Raw genomic sequence first — 16,384 nt, forward strand, 5'->3', positions numbered from 1 at the left:
TCGATGTTGCGCCGCTCAACGGCCGCGCAGGAACCAGCGGTCGATCTCCGCCAGCGAAAAACGTGCCCAGGTCGGTCGCCCGTGGTTGCACTGGCCCGAGCGCTCGGTGATTTCCATGTCGCGCAGCAGCGCGTTCATTTCCGGCACGGTCAGGCGCCGGTTGGCGCGCACGGCGCCGTGGCAGGCCATGGTCGACAGCAGCTCGTCGCGCGCACTGGCGATGCGCCGGCTCTGGCCATGCTCGCGCAGGTCGGTCAGCACGTCGCGCAGCAGGCCTTCCGGCTCGGCGTTGGCCAGCAGCGCGGGAATGCTGCGCACGTGCAGCGCGCCGGGGCCGGCACGGGTGACCTCGAAACCGAGCGCGGACAGCGTCTCCGCCTCGGCTTCGGCGGTGTCGGCCTCGCGCTCGCCCACAGCCAACGTGATCGGCACCAGCAACGGCTGCGACTGCAGGCCAATGCCATCGTGTGCGTTCTTCAGGCGTTCGTAGCCGATGCGCTCGTGGGCGGCATGCATGTCCACCACGATCAGGCCTTCGGCGTTCTCGGCCAGGATGTAGATGCCATGCAGCTGCGCGATGGCGTAGCCCAACGGCGGCACGCCGGCGTCGGCACTGGTCACCGGCAGGCCGTTCTCGCTCGGCATCGGCGGCAGCGCACTGCTGCGTTCGCCTGCACCGGGCGCGGCATACAGTGCGGCATAGGCGGCGGGCGCATCGGCGACCTGCAGGCCCAGCGGCTGCTGCGGGCGCCAACCGGAGAAACCGCCACCGCCACCACCGCCGCCCGATCCCGGGGCCGCGCCGCGCACCAGGCCAAAGCCCGACGCACCCGCGCTGGACGGCATCGGCGCGCTGCCGGCATCGGCAGGATGGGCCGGACCGGCGCCGATCTCCTGTGCGGAAACGCCGGCACGGGTGTCGGCCAGCGCATCCTTCAAGGTGCGGTAGACGAAGTCGTGCACCAGCCGCGAATCGCGGAAGCGCACTTCGTGCTTGGCAGGGTGCACGTTGACGTCCACCCGGGTCGGGTCCAGTTCCAGGAACAGCACGTAGGCCGGCTGGCGGCCGTGGTAGAGCACGTCGCCGTAAGCCATCTTCACCGCATGGGCGACACTGCGGTCGCGCACTGAACGGCCATTGACGTACAGGTACTGCTGGTCGGCGCTGGCCCGCGAATAATGCGGCTGCGCGATCCAGCCATGCAGGCGCAGGCCGGCACCGGTGTGGTCCACGCGCACGGCCTGGTTGGCGAAGTCCTCGCCAAGGGTCTCGGCCAGGCGCGCATCGGAATACAGGTCACCCGGCTTGTAGCGGCGCGAGGCCTTGCCGTTGTGCGAGACGCGCAGTTCGACATCGGGGCGGGCCAGCGCCAGCGAGCGCAGCCACTCTTCGATGTGGCCCATTTCAGTGCGCTCGGCACGCAGGAACTTGCGCCGCGCCGGCACGTTGTAGAACAGCTCACGCACTTCCACGGTGGTGCCCGGTGCATGCGCACGCGGGGTCACTTCGCCGATCTTGCCGCCTTCGATCTGCAGCGCCGAGCCGTGCTCGTCATGCGCGCGGCGCGAGGCCAGGGTGAAACGGCTGACCGAGGCGATCGACGGCAGTGCTTCGCCGCGGAAGCCAAGGGTGGCCACCGATTCGAGGTCGTCGAGGTCGGCGATCTTGCTGGTGGCGTGCCGCGAGACGGCCAATGGCAGCTGCTCGGGGGCGATGCCACTGCCATTGTCGCGGATGCGGATGAGGCGCACACCGCCCTCCTCCAGATCGATGTCCACGCGGCTGGCGCCGGCATCGATGGCATTCTCGACCAGCTCCTTGACCACCGACGCGGGCCGCTCGACCACTTCGCCGGCAGCGATCTGGTTGATGAGGATTTCCGGCAACGGCCGGATCGGGCGCGGATGGGTAGCAGACGTCATGCAGGGATGATAACGGAGGCACACGTCCGCCGGGCGCGGCCCGGCGCTACCGACCGCTCGATCCGCGGGTTATTTGCTGCCGCCGGCCATGGTGGCGGCGGCGTCGATCTCGGCCTGGGCGCGGGCCGCATACAGCGTGCCCGGCGGCGGCTGCCGGCTGAAGAAGGTGTGCACGCCATCGAGCACCGCGCCAGCGACCTTGCGCTGGTAGGCCGGGTCGATCAGGCGGCGCTCTTCGTCCGGGTTGGAGATGAAGGCGGTTTCCACCAGCATCGCCGGCATGTCCGAAGTGCGCAGCACGGCGAAGTTGGCGCGCTCAAGGTTCGGCTTGTGGTTGTTGCCGATCCGCTTCAGGCCGCCCAGCACGTGGCCGGCCGCGTCTTCAGACGCCTTCATGTAGCCGCTCTGGGCCAGGTCCAGCAGCACATTGGCCAGGGTGCCTTCGGTCTGCTGCAGGCGTACGCCACCGACCAGGTCGGCCGCGTTTTCCTTGTCGGCCAGCCAGCGCGCGCGCTGCGAAGAGGCGCCCTTGGTGGACAGCACGTACACCGACGAACCCGTGGCCGAACGGTTCTCGGCGGCGTCGGCATGGATCGAAATGAAGATGTCGGCCTTGTTCGCGCGCGCCTTCTGCGCACGCATCGGCAGCGGGATGAACACGTCGCTGTCGCGGGTCAGGTAGGCCTTCAGGCCCGGCGTGGCGTTGACCTGGCGGGCCAGTTCACGTGCCACCGCCAGGGTGACGTCCTTCTCGCGCTTGCCGGTCGGGCCGATCGCGCCCGGATCCTGGCCGCCATGACCCGGATCGATGGCCACCACCAGGTGGCGCATGCCTGGCTGCATGCGGATGCGCGAGGCATCGCTGGGCATGGCCGGTCGCGGTGCTTCGGCCGGCGCAGCGGCGGGCGCAGGCGTCGGCGACGGTGCGGCGGCCACCACGGTACGGGTCGGCTGGCCGGCAAGGATCGCGGCCGGCGAAGACGACGAAGACGGCGGTGGCGTGCTGCCGGCACTGATGCCCGCAGCGGCCACCTGGGCCGGGGTGGTGGTCGGGGCCGGTGCCGGCGCAACCGGTGCAGCGGCGGTAGCGCTGGCCTGCTGCTGCACCTGCGCGGTCAACAGCGCGGTGGCACGGGCGGCATCGCCACGCGACTGCGCCGTCTGCGCGGCGGCCGTACTGGCGGTGGACGGGGCGACGGGAGCAGCGGCCGCAGGCGCGGCACGGCTGGCGGCGGTGGCTGGACCATCGCCCGGCCATTCGATCACCAGCCGGGATTCGTTGCCTTCGCGCTGCATCTGCGGGCGGAACGGCGCCACCGATGCGGCCAGGTCGAAGACGACACGGAAAGTGCCCGGAACCGGCTGTCCGGTACGGACAGCGGTGACCACGCCCTGCGCGGCCGGCATCTTCAGGTTGTGCACGGCGCTGGAATCGGGGAAATCGATCACCAGGCGGTTCGGCGAGGACAGCGACAGGGTTTTGTAGCCGCCGCTGCCAACCAGTGAGATTTCCGCACGGGTGCCGGTCGCGCCGGTGTTCAGCTGGACCTGGCGGACCTCACCGGCCCACGCGCAGACGCTCGCCAGACCCAGTCCGACGGCGGCATAGATGGCGATGAGACGGTTCCCCAGGCGCATGGTCAGGATTCAATCACCGCGCTGAACGGAATGCAACACCTTTTTCCTTAATAATCCGTAACCTGCCGGTGTTTGTTCTCGTCAGCCCACAGAAATGGCCTGCAAGTCGCCCCCGTCGGGAAGCCGACCGAGCCATTCACGTCCGGCGTCGCTGGCCCCAGTGAGACGGACGCGTCGGCCCTGCCCCTCGATCTCCAGCGCCACCACCAGGTCGGTGGGTGGCAGGGCGCCGGCGCCGCGCTCGGGCCATTCAACCAGCCACAGCACCGCGCTGCCCTCGTCCAGGCCAAGGAAATCCAGTTCGCCCGCCTGGCCGATGCGGTACAGGTCCAAGTGCCACGCTTCGCCACCGCTGGCCAGCGGGTAGCGCTCGACCAGGGTGTAGGTCGGGCTGCGGATCGCGCCCTGCACGCCCAATGCACGCAGCAGTGCGCGTGCGGTGGTGGATTTGCCGGCGCCGAGATCGCCCCGCAGCTCGACCAGCGCCTGCGGCGGACGGGTGGCGGCCAGCCACTGGCCCAGCAGTTCGGTGGCTTCGCTGTCGGCCAGGAAGAATTCAGTCATTGCGGCAGTTCCGGGTTGGCCAGCCGCCGCAGGGGCGCCAGCAGATCAGTAGGGAGAAGGCCGCGTGCGCCATCGAGGGCGGCGGTATCGCCGGCCAGCGCATGCAGCAGGGCACCGCACGCGGCGGCGTCGAAGGCATCCAGGCCCTGCGCGCGCAGGCTGGCGATGATGCCGGTGAGCAGGTCGCCCATGCCGCCCACGGCCATGCCGGGGTTGCCGGCGGCAATCAGGCGCGGGGTCTGGCCCGGGGCGGCCACGATGCTGCCCGCCCCCTTCAGCACCACCACCGCGTGGTAGCGCTCGGCCAGCGCCTGCGCGCAGCGGTAGCGGTCGGCCTGGATCTCGGCCGTCGTGCATTCAAGCAGCCGCGCGGCCTCGCCCGGGTGCGGGGTCAGGATGGCATCGGGCAGCGCGCGCGGGTCGCGGGCCAGCAGGTTCAGCGCATCGGCATCAATCACCAGCGGCTTGCCACAGGCCAGCACGCGGGCAAACAGGGCGCTGGCCCAGTCGTCCTGGCCCAGCCCGGGGCCGATCGCCACGACACGGGCCTCGTCCAGCAGGTTCGGCAGCACGTCGCCGTCTTCCAGCGCGTGCACCATCGCCTCCGGCAGCCGCGCCAGCAGCGGGCCGACGTGGTCGCCACGGGTGCCGATGCTGAGCAGGCCGGCACCGGCGCGCAGGCCCGCCTCGGCGGCCAGGGCGATGGCACCGCCACTGCCGTGGTTGCCCCCCACGCACAGCACGTGGCCGGATTCACCCTTGTGGGTATTGGCACGGCGCGGCGGCAGCAGGCGCGGCAGGCGATCGGCCGCCCAGCGCTGCGCACTGGCGCTCACCTCTTCCCAGGCCGCGTCATCCAGCTCCAGTGGCGCAAGCCGGCGCTGGCCAACATGGTCCAGCGCGCCACCGGTGAACAGGCCCCGGTGGTTGGCGATGAACTGCAGGGTCACCTGCGCGCGTACCGCCACGCCGGGCACCTGGCCGCGATCGGCGTCCACGCCACTGGGCACATCCAGCGCAAACACCGGCGCATCCTGGGCGTTGATCGCCTCGATCAGCGCGCGGGCATCACCTTCCGGTGCGCGGTCCAGCCCCAGCCCGAACAACGCATCCACCAGCAGGTCGCACGCCGGAAGCGCGCCGTCCACGGTTTCCACCTGGCCACCTGCGTCGGTGAACGCTGCGGCCGCCTGCCGGGCCAGCGCCGTGGCCGGCGGCTTCCCGGCCAGCGCGAACAGGCGCACGTGCCGGCCTGACTGCAGGGCATGCGTCGCCAGCACGTAGCCATCGCCCCCGTTGTTGCCACTGCCCGCCACCACGCACAACTGGCGGGCACCGGGCCATTGCTGCAGCAGGCACTGCCACGCGGCCAGACCGGCCTGGGACATCAGGCCCCAGCCGTCGTCGCCGGCCAGCGCGGACGCGCGTGCATCCAGCGTGCGTGCAGCGGCGGTATCGAAGAGAAGGGAGAGATCGGGCATGCCGGGATTTTATACTGGTGCGCATGTTCCCCGTCCCCGCCCCCCTCGATCCGGCCCAGGCCGTCTCGCGCATCCGTGAACTGGCCCGCGCGCACGGCTTCCAGCGCTGTGGCATCGCCGGCATCGAGCTGGGCGAGGATGAGGCGCACCTGGCCGACTGGCTGGGCAAGGGCCTGTACGGCACGATGGACTGGATGGCCCGCCACGGCACCCTGCGCGCACGCCCGGCCGAGCTGCTGCCCGGCACCGTGCGGGTGATATCGGTGGGCATGGATTACAGCCACAAGGACGACACCGAAGCCTGGGCCACCCTCGCCGACCCGGGCCGCGCCTACGTCGCGCGTTATGCACTGGGCCGCGATTACCACAAGCTGATGCGCAACCGCCTGCAGAAGCTGGCCACGCAGATCAACGATGAAGTGGCGCCGCTGGGCTACCGCGTATTCGTCGATTCGGCACCGGTGCTGGAACGCGCGCTGGCGCGCAATGCCGGGCTGGGCTGGATCGGCAAGCACACCTGCCTGATCGACCGCCACGGCGGCTCCTGGTTCTTCATCGGCGAGATCTACATCGACATCCCGCTGCCGATCGATGCACCAGCCACCGCCCACTGCGGCACCTGCACGCGCTGCATCGACATCTGCCCCACCCAGGCCATCATCGGCCCGCAGCGGCTGGATGCACGGCGCTGCATTTCCTACCTCACCATCGAACATGACGGTGCCATTCCCGAAGACATGCGGCCCCTGATCGGCAACCGCATCTACGGCTGCGACGACTGCCAGCTGGTCTGCCCCTGGAACAAGTTCGCCAAGCGCACCGACGAGGCGGATTTCCGTGCGCGCAACAACCTCGATACCGCGCGCCTGGACGAGTTGTTCGCCTGGGACGAGGCCGAATTCCTGCGCCGCACCGAAGGCAGCCCGATCCGCCGCAGCGGCCATGAACGCTGGCTGCGCAACATCGCGGTGGCCCTGGGCAATGCACCGGCCTCGGCCGAGGCGCTGGCCGCCCTGCATACCCGCGTCGACGATCCTTCGCCGCTGGTGCGCGAGCACGTGCAATGGGCGCTGGCCCAGCACGGCGCGCGCTGACGTGCGATCCTGAGCGCCCTGCTCCGCCCGCCATCCGCCGTACCCATGCAGCCACGCAACAACGACGTCCTCACGCCCAGCCAGCTCAACACCCTGGCCCGCGACCTGCTGGAAGGCAGCTTCCCGGCGATCTGGGTCGAAGCCGAGCTGGGCAGCGTGGCCCGCCCGGCGTCCGGGCACCTGTACTTCACCCTGAAGGACGCACGCGCGCAGCTGCGCGCTGCCATGTTCCGGATGAAGGCGCAGTACCTGAAGTTCGTGCCGCGCGAAGGCATGCGCGTGCTGGTGCGCGGCAAGGTGACCCTGTACGACGCCCGTGGCGAGTACCAGATGGTGCTGGACCACATGGAGGAAGCCGGCGAAGGTGCGCTGCGCCGCGCCTTCGAGGAACTGAAGGCACGCCTGGAGGCCGAGGGCCTGTTCGACCCGGCACGCAAGCGGCCGATGCCGGCGCACGTGCAGCGCCTGGCGGTGATCACCTCGCCCACCGGCGCCGCCGTGCGCGACGTGCTGAGCGTACTGGCCCGCCGTTTCCCGCTGCTGGAAGTGGACCTGCTGCCGACCCTGGTCCAGGGCAGCACGGCTGCCGCGCAGATCACCCGCCTGCTGCAGGCCGCCGATGCCAGTGGTCGTTACGACGTGATCCTGCTGACCCGCGGCGGTGGCTCGCTGGAGGATCTGTGGGCCTTCAACGACGAGGCACTGGCCCGCGCGATCGCCGCCAGCGGTACGCCGGTGGTGTCGGCGGTGGGTCACGAAACCGACTTCAGCCTGAGTGATTTCGCCGCCGACCTGCGCGCACCGACGCCGTCGGTGGCCGCCGAACTGCTGGTGCCCGACCAGCGCGAACTGGCGCTGCGCCTGCGCCGCACCGCCGCGCGCATGGTGCAGCTGCAGCGGCACACGATGCAGCAGGCGATGCAGCGCGCCGACCGCGCCCTGCTGCGCCTGAACGCACAGAGCCCGCAGGCGCGTCTGGACCTGCTGCGTCGCCGCCAGCTCGACCTGGGCCGGCGCCTGCATGCAGCATTCAACCAGCAGCAGGAGCGCCGTGCGGCGCGCCTGCGCCACGCAGCAGCAATCCTGCGCGGTCACCATCCGCAGCGCCAGCTGGACGAGATGCAGCGGCGCCTGGCCGCCCTGCGCGGTCGCCCGCAGGCGGCGCTGCAGCGCTTGCTGCAACGGGACGCATTGCGGCTGCGTGGGCTGGCGCGTTCGCTGGAGGCGGTGAGCCCGCTGGCGACGGTGGCGCGTGGCTACAGCATCCTGACGCGCCGTGATGACGGCACGCTGGTGCGTCAGGTCGGGCAGGTACAGCCGGGGGATGCCCTGCAGGCGCGCGTCGGTGACGGCGTGATCGACGTGCTGGTCAAGTAAGGGGTTGTTCGGCAGGGCTTGCAGCCCTGCACCTGCTGCAAATCAACAGCAACGTCAAAAGCCTAAGCGGCATTCCGTGGGATGGCGGGGCGGCGGCTGTTGGTGGGTGCCGACCGTTGGTCGGCACATTTGTTGGATATCGAATGAATTCATCCACGCATGGCGTGGATCTACTGGCAACTGCGGCTGGTGGTGGGGGGGGGGCCCCCCCCGGGGCCCCCCCCCCCCCCCCACCAAAGCAGAACGCCGTTCCAACAGCTCGCAGGAAACTGTCGAAGGCGGGGTGCCGGCTCTTGACGTTGACGTTGATTGAGCAGGTGCAGGGCTGCAAGCCCTGCAAAACAAACACCACCCTACTTCGCCTGCTCGCAGAACTTCTGCCGGTACTCCAGTGCCTTCGGCATCAGCGCCTGCAGGTTCTGGATCCGGGTACCCGGGTTGGGATGGGTCGAGGAAAACTCCGGCGGCGACTGCCCGCCACTGGCCTGCCCCATCCGCTCCCACAACGGCACCGCCTCGCGCGGATCGAAGCACGCCGCCGCCGCCAGCATCAGCCCCACCTCATCGGCCTGGGTCTCGTGGCTGCGCGCATACGGCAGCAGATAGCCATAGCCCATCGCCGACATCATCATCTGTTGCTGCTGCGCATCCATGCCGCTGGCCGCGCCCGCCATCTGCCCGATCTGCGTCAGCTTCTGCTGCGCCATGCGCTGCGCACCATGGCGCAGCAACGCATGGGCGATCTCATGGCCCATCACCACCGCCATCGCATCGGTGGTGCGCGCCACCGGCACCAGGCCGGTGTACACCGCCATCTTGCCGCCCGGCAGGCAGAACGCGTTGGCCTGGTCGGACTGGATAACGTTGACCTCCCAGTCGAAATCACGCGAGAAATGCCCCGGCTGCACGCCGTGCTCCTGCGCCAGCGCGGTCTCCACCACGTCCACCTTGGCGATCAGGCGCTGCGCGATGGCGCGGATGTCGCGCGAAATCTGCGCGTTCGGATCCAGCGGCCGCTCCTGCGACAGGATCTCCTGGTACGCCTGCAGGCCCAGTGCTTTTTCCTGGCTCGCATCCAGGGTGCTGTCGATCAGCACCTTCTCGCCGGTGTAGGGGTCGACCGAGCGGTTGGAAAACCAGTAGAACGTCGCATAGCCGGCCGCCAGCACCAGCACCCACCAGCGGATGTTGCCGAACAGGCCGCGCCGGGGGCCCTGTTGCGGCGAGCGGGAAAAGGGATCGTTGCGCATCGACAGGCCTTCCAGCAGACCCCGCCGGCCGGCGGGCACGGCGCAATCTTAGTGCGCCGCCGCCCAGGGCGGGTGAAGCCGCTGCGGGATCAGATGCCGCGCACCAGGCGGAAGCCGATGCGCGCGCTGGTGGTGTCCGAATCCTGCGACTGGCGCCAGGCGGCGCGGGTCTGTTCCGGTGCGTTGGCCCAGTTGCCGCCACGGATGACCCGCGAGCGGCAGCCCGGGTTGAACCACGCCGCGCCATCGGACGGGGCGCGCCGGTAGCTGGCATGCCAGCAGTCGGCCACCCACTCGCTGAGGTTGCCGGACAGGTCATGCAGGCCGAAGGCATTGGCCTGGAAGGTGGCCACCGGTGCCGGGCCCCACCAGCCATCGCCGTAGCCGACGAAGGCGTTCTGCCAGTGCCGGCCCGAGGGCGAGACATCGCGGCTGCCGGTGTAGTTGCCATTGCCTTCCGGCGGCAGGCCGGCATCGCCCCAGGGGTAGCGGCCACTGTTGCCGCCCCGCATCGCGTACTCGAACTCGGCTTCGCTGGGCAGGCGGTAGGAACGGCCGGTCTGCTCGGACAGCCACGTAGCGTAGTTCTCGGCGTCGCGCACGCTCACGTGCATCACCGGCGAATTGCCCATTGCCCGGCTGCCGTCGTAATCCGAGCGCCAGTCCACGCCGCTGCGGCGGATGAAGTTGCCGCTGCGCTCGTCGTAGACCACCGAATGGCCGCGCCGGGTCGCGCGCGGGCGGGCGCTGGTCGCCTTCACATAGCGCTCGAAGTCGCTCACGGTCACTTCGGTGATGGCCATCGCAAAGCCGCGCTCGAAGCGCACGTAGTGCGAGGGCCGCTCGGCGTCGGTGGCACCGGGCTCGGTATCACCGGCGCCCATCTGGAAGCCGCCATGCGGCACCACGATCATCTGCGGGCCACGGCCGCCGTCACGCAGTGCATCGCTGAACACCTGGCCGGGGCGGAAGCTGCCGTAATGGGTGGCCAGGTCGATGCGCTCGCGCAGCTGCGCCACCACCGGGTCACCCGGCAGGGCGATGCGCAGCGCTTCGGCCAGTTTCTCCCGCGCCGGCTTCAGGCCCTGCGGCGTGGTCAGGTCGCGCAGTCCTCCGTCGCGCAGCTGCACCAGCGCCGAGGCGCGGATCTGTTCGATGCGCTCGAAGGCATCGGCGATGGTCGGCGAGGAATCGCGCACCTTGCTGGCCTCGGCCAGCCAGGCACCGGCACTGGCGAAGTCGCGCGCACGCGCGGCGTCCTCGGCACGACGGATCAACCCACTCTCCGCCGCCGCGAGGCCCTGCCGCGCACGCCGGTTGTCCTTGTCCAGGGCCAGCGCTTCCCGGAAATTGGGAATGGCGCCGTCGCCGTCCTCGCCGATGCGGTCGGCACGCAGGTCATCCTCACCGGCACGGTTGTAGGCCACCACGCGCTGCGCGGTCTCCACCCGGCCCTGCAGCGCGCGCACCTTGTCGTCCTTCGGCGCCAGGGTCAGCAGCACCAGCGCCTGCCGGCTGGCTTCGGCCAGTGCCTCGCGCTGCTTCAGCGGCCGCGCCAGCAGCGCGTCGGCCTGCTGCAGCAGGCGTTGCCGGGCCCGCTGCAGGCCGTCGCGGGCCTGGCGATCGTCCGGATCTTCCTCCTGCACCGCCAGCCACAGCGGGATGGCTGCGTCGGCATCCTCGTACAGGTGGTCGCGGGCGAAGGCCTGCCCGGCAGCACGGCGCAGCTGCGCCTGGCTGCGCTGCTGCCGGTCCACCCGGGGCGGCGTCCACTGCTGGATGTCCTCGGCCGCATCGTCATCGGCGATGGTGACGGTGCCCTGCCCCGGCGCGTCCGCGGGCTGGGCCTGCGCCGGACGCTCCTCATCGGCCCCGCTGGCGGGCACCGGGGGCGGCGGCGTGCAGCCGGCCAGGGCAACGGCCAGGGCGGTGCACAGCGCGGACGACAGCGGAAAACGCAAGCGGGGGCTCCTTCAACACGGATGCGGACCGACGTTAGGCTATTCTCCCCTGCCTGAGCAAACCCGAGTAGTAGGCCCTGACACGTGGCAACCTGGATCACCACCCCCGCCGAGCTGGACACGTACCGCCAGCAGCGCCCGAGCCGCATCGGCCTGGACACCGAATTCATCCGTGAACGCACCTTCTGGCCGCAGCTTGCGCTGGTGCAGATGGCCGTCGGCGATGACATCCTGCTGATCGACCCGCTGATTCCCGGCATGCCCGAAGCCCTGGCCCCGTGGCTGGCCGACGAATCCATCACCAAGGTGATGCACAGCGCCAGCGAAGACCTGGTGGCGTTCAAGTGGACCTGCGGCGTGCTGCCGCGGCCGCTGTTCGACACCCAGATCGGTGCAGCGCTGGCCGGCATCGGTGCCGGCATGGGCTACCAGAAGCTGGTGCAGGAAATCACCGGCGTCGCCCTGGCCAAGGGTGAAACCCGCTCGGATTGGATGCGCCGGCCGCTGTCCGATTCGCAACTGCAATACGCCGCCGACGACGTCGAGCACCTCTTCGCGCTGCATGACGCCATCGACGGCAAGCTGCAGGCGCTGGGCCGCCAGCAGTGGCTGCATGATGATGGCGAGCGCCTGCTGGCCAGCGTGGCCAACGATGAAGAGCGCTGGCCGCACCTGGGCATGCGCGCGGCGCAGTTCCTCGATGCCGCGGCCCAGCGCCGCCTGCTGCGCCTGCTGCGCTGGCGCGATATGCAGGCACGCAGCAGCGACCGCCCGCGCAGCTGGATCCTGGACAACGAGCTGGCCGCCACCCTGGCGCGCACGCCGCCGGCCGACGAGGCGGCGCTGGGCAAGCTGTTCGAGCAGTTCCCGAAGGCACCGCGCAAGCTGGCCGGTGCGGTCTGGCAGGCCCTGTCCACGGCGCTGGACGACGAAGCCGATGCACCGCTGGCAATGCAGGCCAGCGATACCAACAAGCAGCTGCTGAAGAAGCTGCAGGACGCGGTGGCCGAGCGCAGCCGCGAGCTGGGCCTGGCCGACGGCGTGCTGGCCTCGCGCAAGCACCTGGAAAGCTACCTGGAGCGTCGCCAATGGCCCGCCGCACTGGCTGGCTGGCGCCAGCAGGAGCTGGAAGCGCGCCTGCAGGCACTGCTGCCGGCACGTTGATGGCGCGGCGCCGGGTGGGGCCGGCTGCACCGCCCAGAGCAGTCGACTGACAGTCGACTCTACCGGGCTGCGGCGATCCTCACCGGAGGTCGGCTGGGTAGAGTCGACCGTTGGTCGACTACCGCGCGCAGCGCGGGTGTTCGGCTGCACCGCCCAGAGCAGTCGACTGACAGTCGACTCTACCTGGGCCCTGCCGTCCGCACTGTCGCTCAGACGTAACCGCGCTCCTTCAACCGGGCCCAGCGCTCCGGCCCGATCGCCCGGCGCAGCCCGGGCAGCGGGTCGATGCTTCCCGTGTTGTCAGCCACGGCCACCACGAAATCATCGGTGGCTGCGAGCAGCGCGCGGCGTTCGGGTGCGTCCAGCCAGGCCGCCACGTTCTTCAGCACGCGCTTGGCCGACGCATCGCTGCCGCGCATTTCCATGTACTGCGAATGCCGCCTGCAGGCCTCGACCAGCGCCACGTCGTCGAACCAGCACTCGTGCGCATCGCCCTGCACGCCACGCATCTCATCCGGCGCCCACAGGTAGTAGGCCACGTCCTCGCCACGCGCCAGCACCGCCTCGCGGTAGGGCTGCCGGCCCCACACCAGGAACGGCGGCCAGGCCGCAGTGAAGTCACTTTCGGTGAAGCACAGCAGCAGGCAGTACAGCGGCTCATCGCGCGGGATGCGCGGCAGCTGGGCCGCAATCGCCTCGATCAGCAGGCGCTCGACGTCAGCGGTGACCGTGGCCAGCGTCTCGCCCGGGCGTGGCCGCTGGTAGATCCGCTCCTGCTGGCCGATGGGGCGGCGATACCGGTCCATGTATTCAAGCACGATGCAATCCAGCTGGCCGCCATCGGTGTAGCTGAAAAGATGCTGCCGCCAATCGACACGCTCGCCCCTGCGCCGGCTGCAGGTCACTGTCCGCAGCAGCTGGTCACCGTCCCAATCGTAGGTAGAGTCGATGCTGCTGCTGTCATCCAACCGCTTCAGGCTCTGCAGGCGTCCGTTGCTCTCGCGGAACTCCGAAACGCCACTGATATAGCCGCCGCTACTGAAGTCGATGTAATAGCGGCAGTCGCCCTGGTACAGCCACACCCACGTGCGGCCGGATGAGCCGCGCTCGAGCACAATGCGCCCGTCTGCATCCAACCCGTGGCGCACATGCCTGCGCGCGTCTGCCTTGGCATCTGGTACCCAGCGTGACGGTCGCGCACCGACAATCTCGCTGATGTACGGCTCGTCGTACCCCATCGAGTCGGTTGCCCAGCGCCAGCTGACCACCTGAGCCTCACACGCCGACTGCAATGCGAGTGCAACGGCGGGGTCTTCGTAAGCGTGATACAGCGACTTCAGCATGGTCGATGTCCATTCAACACGGCGGGCGAACATACCACGTTGCTCCGCGCTGGCTCAGCACGCACACCGCGGAAACGACAACGCCCCGCAGTGCGGGGCGTTGCCGGTGGCTGCATGACGCCAGCGCTTACCAGTTCATGTTCAGCGAGACACCCACGGTGCGCGGCTCGTTGTAGACCGCGGCCATGTAGTTCTCGATCACGCCCTTGAGGTTCTTCTCGTTGGTGATGTTGCGCGCGAACAGCGCCACTTCGTAGGCACCGTAGTTGCCGGAGTAGCCCAGCTTCAGGCCGCCTTCGAAATCACCCTTGGAGTTGAATTCCTTGCTGTCGTACAGGACGAAGCTGGTGTAACCCTGCTTGTTCCAGTCGGTGGACACGAACATCGTGCCGGCATCGCTGACCGGGAAGTCGTAACGGGCAGCGAAGTTCACGTTGTACTTCGGCGCGTTCGGCAGCGGATTGCCGTCGATCTGGGCGAAGGTGTTCGCACCGACCTTGATGGTCGGGTCATTCACGGTGCACACCACCGCGCCGTTCAGCGCGCAGACCTGCGCATACACGCGCTTGTCCTGCACTTCGCTGTGCAGCAGGCTGACGCCGGCGCTCAGGGTCAGGTTCGGGATCGGGCGCAGTTCCATGTCGGCTTCAAAGCCGTACGCCTTGGCCTTGTCTGCGTTGAACAGCACGCCATTGCCGTCCGAATCGTTGCCGTTGAGCTGGATGTCGTTGACGGTGTAGGTGAACGCGGTGGCGTTCAGGCGCAGGCGGTTGTCCCACAGGCTGCTCTTCACGCCCGCTTCCCACGACAGGATCGTTTCCGAATCGGCGGTGGTGAAGTCGGCGTTGAACACCGCCGAACGGCCCTGGATGGTCGGGCCGCGGAAGCCACGGGCGACCTTCGCGTAGACGCTCACGTTCGGGTTGAACTGGTACATCGCGCTCAGGTCCCAGCTCGGGGTGGTATCGGACATCTTCACGTCCGTACGGCCCTTGTAGGTGACCACGCCGGCAGCGGTGTCAGCGGTCTTCAGCAGGCGGGTGTGCTTCTCGTCCTTGGTCTGCCGCAGGCCGGCGGTGATGCTGAACTTGTCGGTGAAGGCGTAGCTGATCTGGCCGAAACCGGCCCACGAGGTGTTCTTGTTGCGCAGGCGCACCCAGTTGTTCGGGTTGCGGGCCGCGCCCTGCAGGAACCACGCGCGCTGGTAGAAATCGGTGGTATCGCTGCCGTTGAAGTAGAACGCGCCGGCCTGCCACTGCAGGGCGTTGTCGTCATGGCTGGCCAGGCGGAATTCCTGGGTCCACTGGTCAAGGTCGCGGATCTGGCCCATCGACTGGCCGTAGCCGTTCGGCACGCCATTGACCGGGAAGTTCACCGCCGCGCCACCGTCGGTGTCACCACGGCTGTAGCCGGAGGTGGTTTCGTAAGCGGTGATCGAGGTGAAGTCGACCGCGCCGAAGTCATAGCGCGCCTTCACCGAGCCGCCGTAGGTCTTGTAGGCCTGCGGGTTGTTGTCGGCTTCGTCGTAGGCGACCTTGTCGCGCGGCACGTCGGTCTGGTTCGAGCCCTTGGTCAGCGCGTTGCGCAGGAACAGGGTCGAGGTGCCTTCGTAATCGCGGGCGTGGGCCGAGGCCAGGATCGAGAACTGGTCGCTCGGGGTCAGCAGCAGCTGCGCGCGCACGTTGCGGTCATCGAAGCCGCCCATGGCGTTCTTCTTCGGGCTGACCGTGCCATCGGCGCTGGGGCCGGTGTAGGTGTTGTCGACGTAGTCGTCGCGGTGCTGGTACAGGGCCGACACGCGGAACGCAGCGACATCGTTGATCGGGCCACCGAAGCCGCCGTCGATCGAGACGCTGTTGTAGCTGGCATAGCTGGCGCTGACGCGGCCGCTGTAGTCTTCGCTCGGCTTGATCGTGTCGAACTTGACGATGCCGGCGGTGGTGTTGCGGCCGAACAGCGAGCCCTGCGGGCCGCGCAGCACTTCCACCTGGTCCACGTCATAGACCGGGTTGGACTTCAGCACCACGTGCTCCAGCACCACATCGTCCTGGATGATCGACACCGGCTGCGAGGCACCCAGGTAGAAGTCGATGTTGCCCAGGCCGCGGATGTAGAAGCGCGGGAAGATGCGGCCGGTGGTGGTTTCCGCATACAGGCTCGGCACGCGGCCGGACAGCGCCAGCAGGGTGTCGTCGCCGCCGGCGGTGAAGTCGCGCATGCGCTCGCCCTGCACCACGCCCACCGATACCGGCACTTCCTGCAGGTTCTGCTCACGGTGTTCGGCGGTCACGGTGATGGTGTCCAGACCGGTCGGGGTCGGCGCGCTGTCCTGCGCGGCGGCACCGAAGCTGCCGACCAGGGCCAGGCCGGCACAGGCCAGGGCCAGCGGGTGGCGACGGAAAGAAACAAAGGACGACATGCCCGACGAACGGCGGGAATCGGTATGGGAAGGCATCGAGAGCTCTTGAGGAGGCATCCGTGCGGCCTGCGCGAGCCGGGCGGTAGAAAGGGGAGACACTGCGCAAGCGTTCATTATCGCCCGAATTGTTACGATTTCGTTGCGCACCCCGTCGCAGTCAGGTTCCCGCC

Annotated in this window: 11 protein-coding genes; 3 read left to right on the forward strand and 8 right to left on the reverse strand. The window is 69.1% G+C overall.

Features of this window, described 5'->3' with window-relative positions:
- Nucleotides 1-15: 15 nt before the first annotated feature.
- The 4 genes from mutL to IAE41_RS10400 form a co-directional block, all read right to left on the reverse strand.
- A complete protein-coding gene (gene mutL / locus IAE41_RS10385) occupies nucleotides 16-1,923 on the reverse strand; it encodes a DNA mismatch repair endonuclease MutL (protein ID WP_079222546.1) in 1,908 nt (635 codons plus the stop codon).
- Between the two features lie 69 nt (nucleotides 1,924-1,992).
- Complete coding sequence (locus tag IAE41_RS10390) at nucleotides 1,993-3,561, reverse strand: N-acetylmuramoyl-L-alanine amidase (RefSeq protein WP_200733060.1); 1,569 nt, start codon at nucleotides 3,559-3,561, stop codon at nucleotides 1,993-1,995.
- 81 nt (nucleotides 3,562-3,642) lie between these two features.
- Nucleotides 3,643-4,125, reverse strand: a complete 483-nt coding sequence (gene tsaE / locus IAE41_RS10395; RefSeq protein WP_108747055.1) for a tRNA (adenosine(37)-N6)-threonylcarbamoyltransferase complex ATPase subunit type 1 TsaE — start codon at nucleotides 4,123-4,125, stop codon at nucleotides 3,643-3,645.
- Complete coding sequence (locus tag IAE41_RS10400) at nucleotides 4,122-5,606, reverse strand: NAD(P)H-hydrate dehydratase (RefSeq protein WP_200733061.1); 1,485 nt, start codon at nucleotides 5,604-5,606, stop codon at nucleotides 4,122-4,124. The genes tsaE and IAE41_RS10400 overlap by 4 nt, the downstream gene beginning before the upstream one ends.
- Before the next feature lie 23 nt (nucleotides 5,607-5,629).
- Between IAE41_RS10400 and queG the strand changes: the two genes are divergently transcribed.
- Both queG and xseA read left to right on the forward strand, forming a co-directional pair.
- On the forward strand, nucleotides 5,630-6,700 hold the full coding sequence (gene queG, locus IAE41_RS10405; protein WP_200733062.1) for a tRNA epoxyqueuosine(34) reductase QueG: 1,071 nt from the start codon (nucleotides 5,630-5,632) through the stop codon (nucleotides 6,698-6,700).
- A gap of 45 nt (nucleotides 6,701-6,745) precedes the next feature.
- A complete protein-coding gene (gene xseA / locus IAE41_RS10410) occupies nucleotides 6,746-8,077 on the forward strand; it encodes an exodeoxyribonuclease VII large subunit (protein ID WP_200733063.1) in 1,332 nt (443 codons plus the stop codon).
- Between the two features lie 353 nt (nucleotides 8,078-8,430).
- Here xseA and IAE41_RS10415 read toward each other — a convergent pair whose 3' ends face one another.
- Together IAE41_RS10415 and IAE41_RS10420 are read right to left on the reverse strand one after the other, a co-directional pair.
- Nucleotides 8,431-9,327: a M48 family metallopeptidase gene (locus IAE41_RS10415; protein WP_200733064.1), complete on the reverse strand. Its 897-nt coding sequence runs from the start codon at nucleotides 9,325-9,327 to the stop codon at nucleotides 8,431-8,433.
- Between the two features lie 89 nt (nucleotides 9,328-9,416).
- Nucleotides 9,417-11,288, reverse strand: a complete 1,872-nt coding sequence (locus IAE41_RS10420; RefSeq protein WP_200733065.1) for a formylglycine-generating enzyme family protein — start codon at nucleotides 11,286-11,288, stop codon at nucleotides 9,417-9,419.
- 84 nt (nucleotides 11,289-11,372) lie between these two features.
- Here IAE41_RS10420 and rnd point away from each other — a divergent pair, with 84 nt between their 5' ends.
- Nucleotides 11,373-12,452 (forward strand): ribonuclease D, encoded by a 1,080-nt coding sequence (rnd, locus tag IAE41_RS10425; protein WP_200733066.1) that lies wholly within the window; start codon nucleotides 11,373-11,375, stop codon nucleotides 12,450-12,452.
- A 209-nt stretch (nucleotides 12,453-12,661) separates the two neighbouring features.
- Here the strand turns inward: rnd and IAE41_RS10430 are convergent, their stop codons facing one another.
- On the reverse strand, nucleotides 12,662-13,795 hold the full coding sequence (locus tag IAE41_RS10430) for a hypothetical protein (protein WP_200733067.1): 1,134 nt from the start codon (nucleotides 13,793-13,795) through the stop codon (nucleotides 12,662-12,664).
- A gap of 127 nt (nucleotides 13,796-13,922) precedes the next feature.
- Nucleotides 13,923-16,250, reverse strand: a complete 2,328-nt coding sequence (locus tag IAE41_RS10435) for a TonB-dependent receptor (RefSeq protein ID WP_108747059.1) — start codon at nucleotides 16,248-16,250, stop codon at nucleotides 13,923-13,925.
- Nucleotides 16,251-16,384 lie beyond the last annotated feature (134 nt).

The sequence above is a fragment of the Stenotrophomonas sp. S39 genome (genome assembly GCF_016624665.1).
Lineage (GTDB): Bacteria > Pseudomonadota > Gammaproteobacteria > Xanthomonadales > Xanthomonadaceae > Stenotrophomonas.

Coding starts and splice junctions, on each gene's coding strand:
- mutL (WP_079222546.1), bottom strand. CDS start 1,923: ATGACGTCTGCTACCCATCCGCGCCCGATCCGGCCGTTGCCGGAAATC.
- IAE41_RS10390 (WP_200733060.1), bottom strand. CDS start 3,561: ATGCGCCTGGGGAACCGTCTCATCGCCATCTATGCCGCCGTCGGACTG.
- tsaE (WP_108747055.1), bottom strand. CDS start 4,125: ATGACTGAATTCTTCCTGGCCGACAGCGAAGCCACCGAACTGCTGGGC.
- IAE41_RS10400 (WP_200733061.1), bottom strand. CDS start 5,606: ATGCCCGATCTCTCCCTTCTCTTCGATACCGCCGCTGCACGCACGCTG.
- queG (WP_200733062.1), top strand. CDS start 5,630: ATGTTCCCCGTCCCCGCCCCCCTCGATCCGGCCCAGGCCGTCTCGCGC.
- xseA (WP_200733063.1), top strand. CDS start 6,746: ATGCAGCCACGCAACAACGACGTCCTCACGCCCAGCCAGCTCAACACC.
- IAE41_RS10415 (WP_200733064.1), bottom strand. CDS start 9,327: ATGCGCAACGATCCCTTTTCCCGCTCGCCGCAACAGGGCCCCCGGCGC.
- IAE41_RS10430 (WP_200733067.1), bottom strand. CDS start 13,795: ATGCTGAAGTCGCTGTATCACGCTTACGAAGACCCCGCCGTTGCACTC.
- IAE41_RS10435 (WP_108747059.1), bottom strand. CDS start 16,250: ATGCCTTCCCATACCGATTCCCGCCGTTCGTCGGGCATGTCGTCCTTT.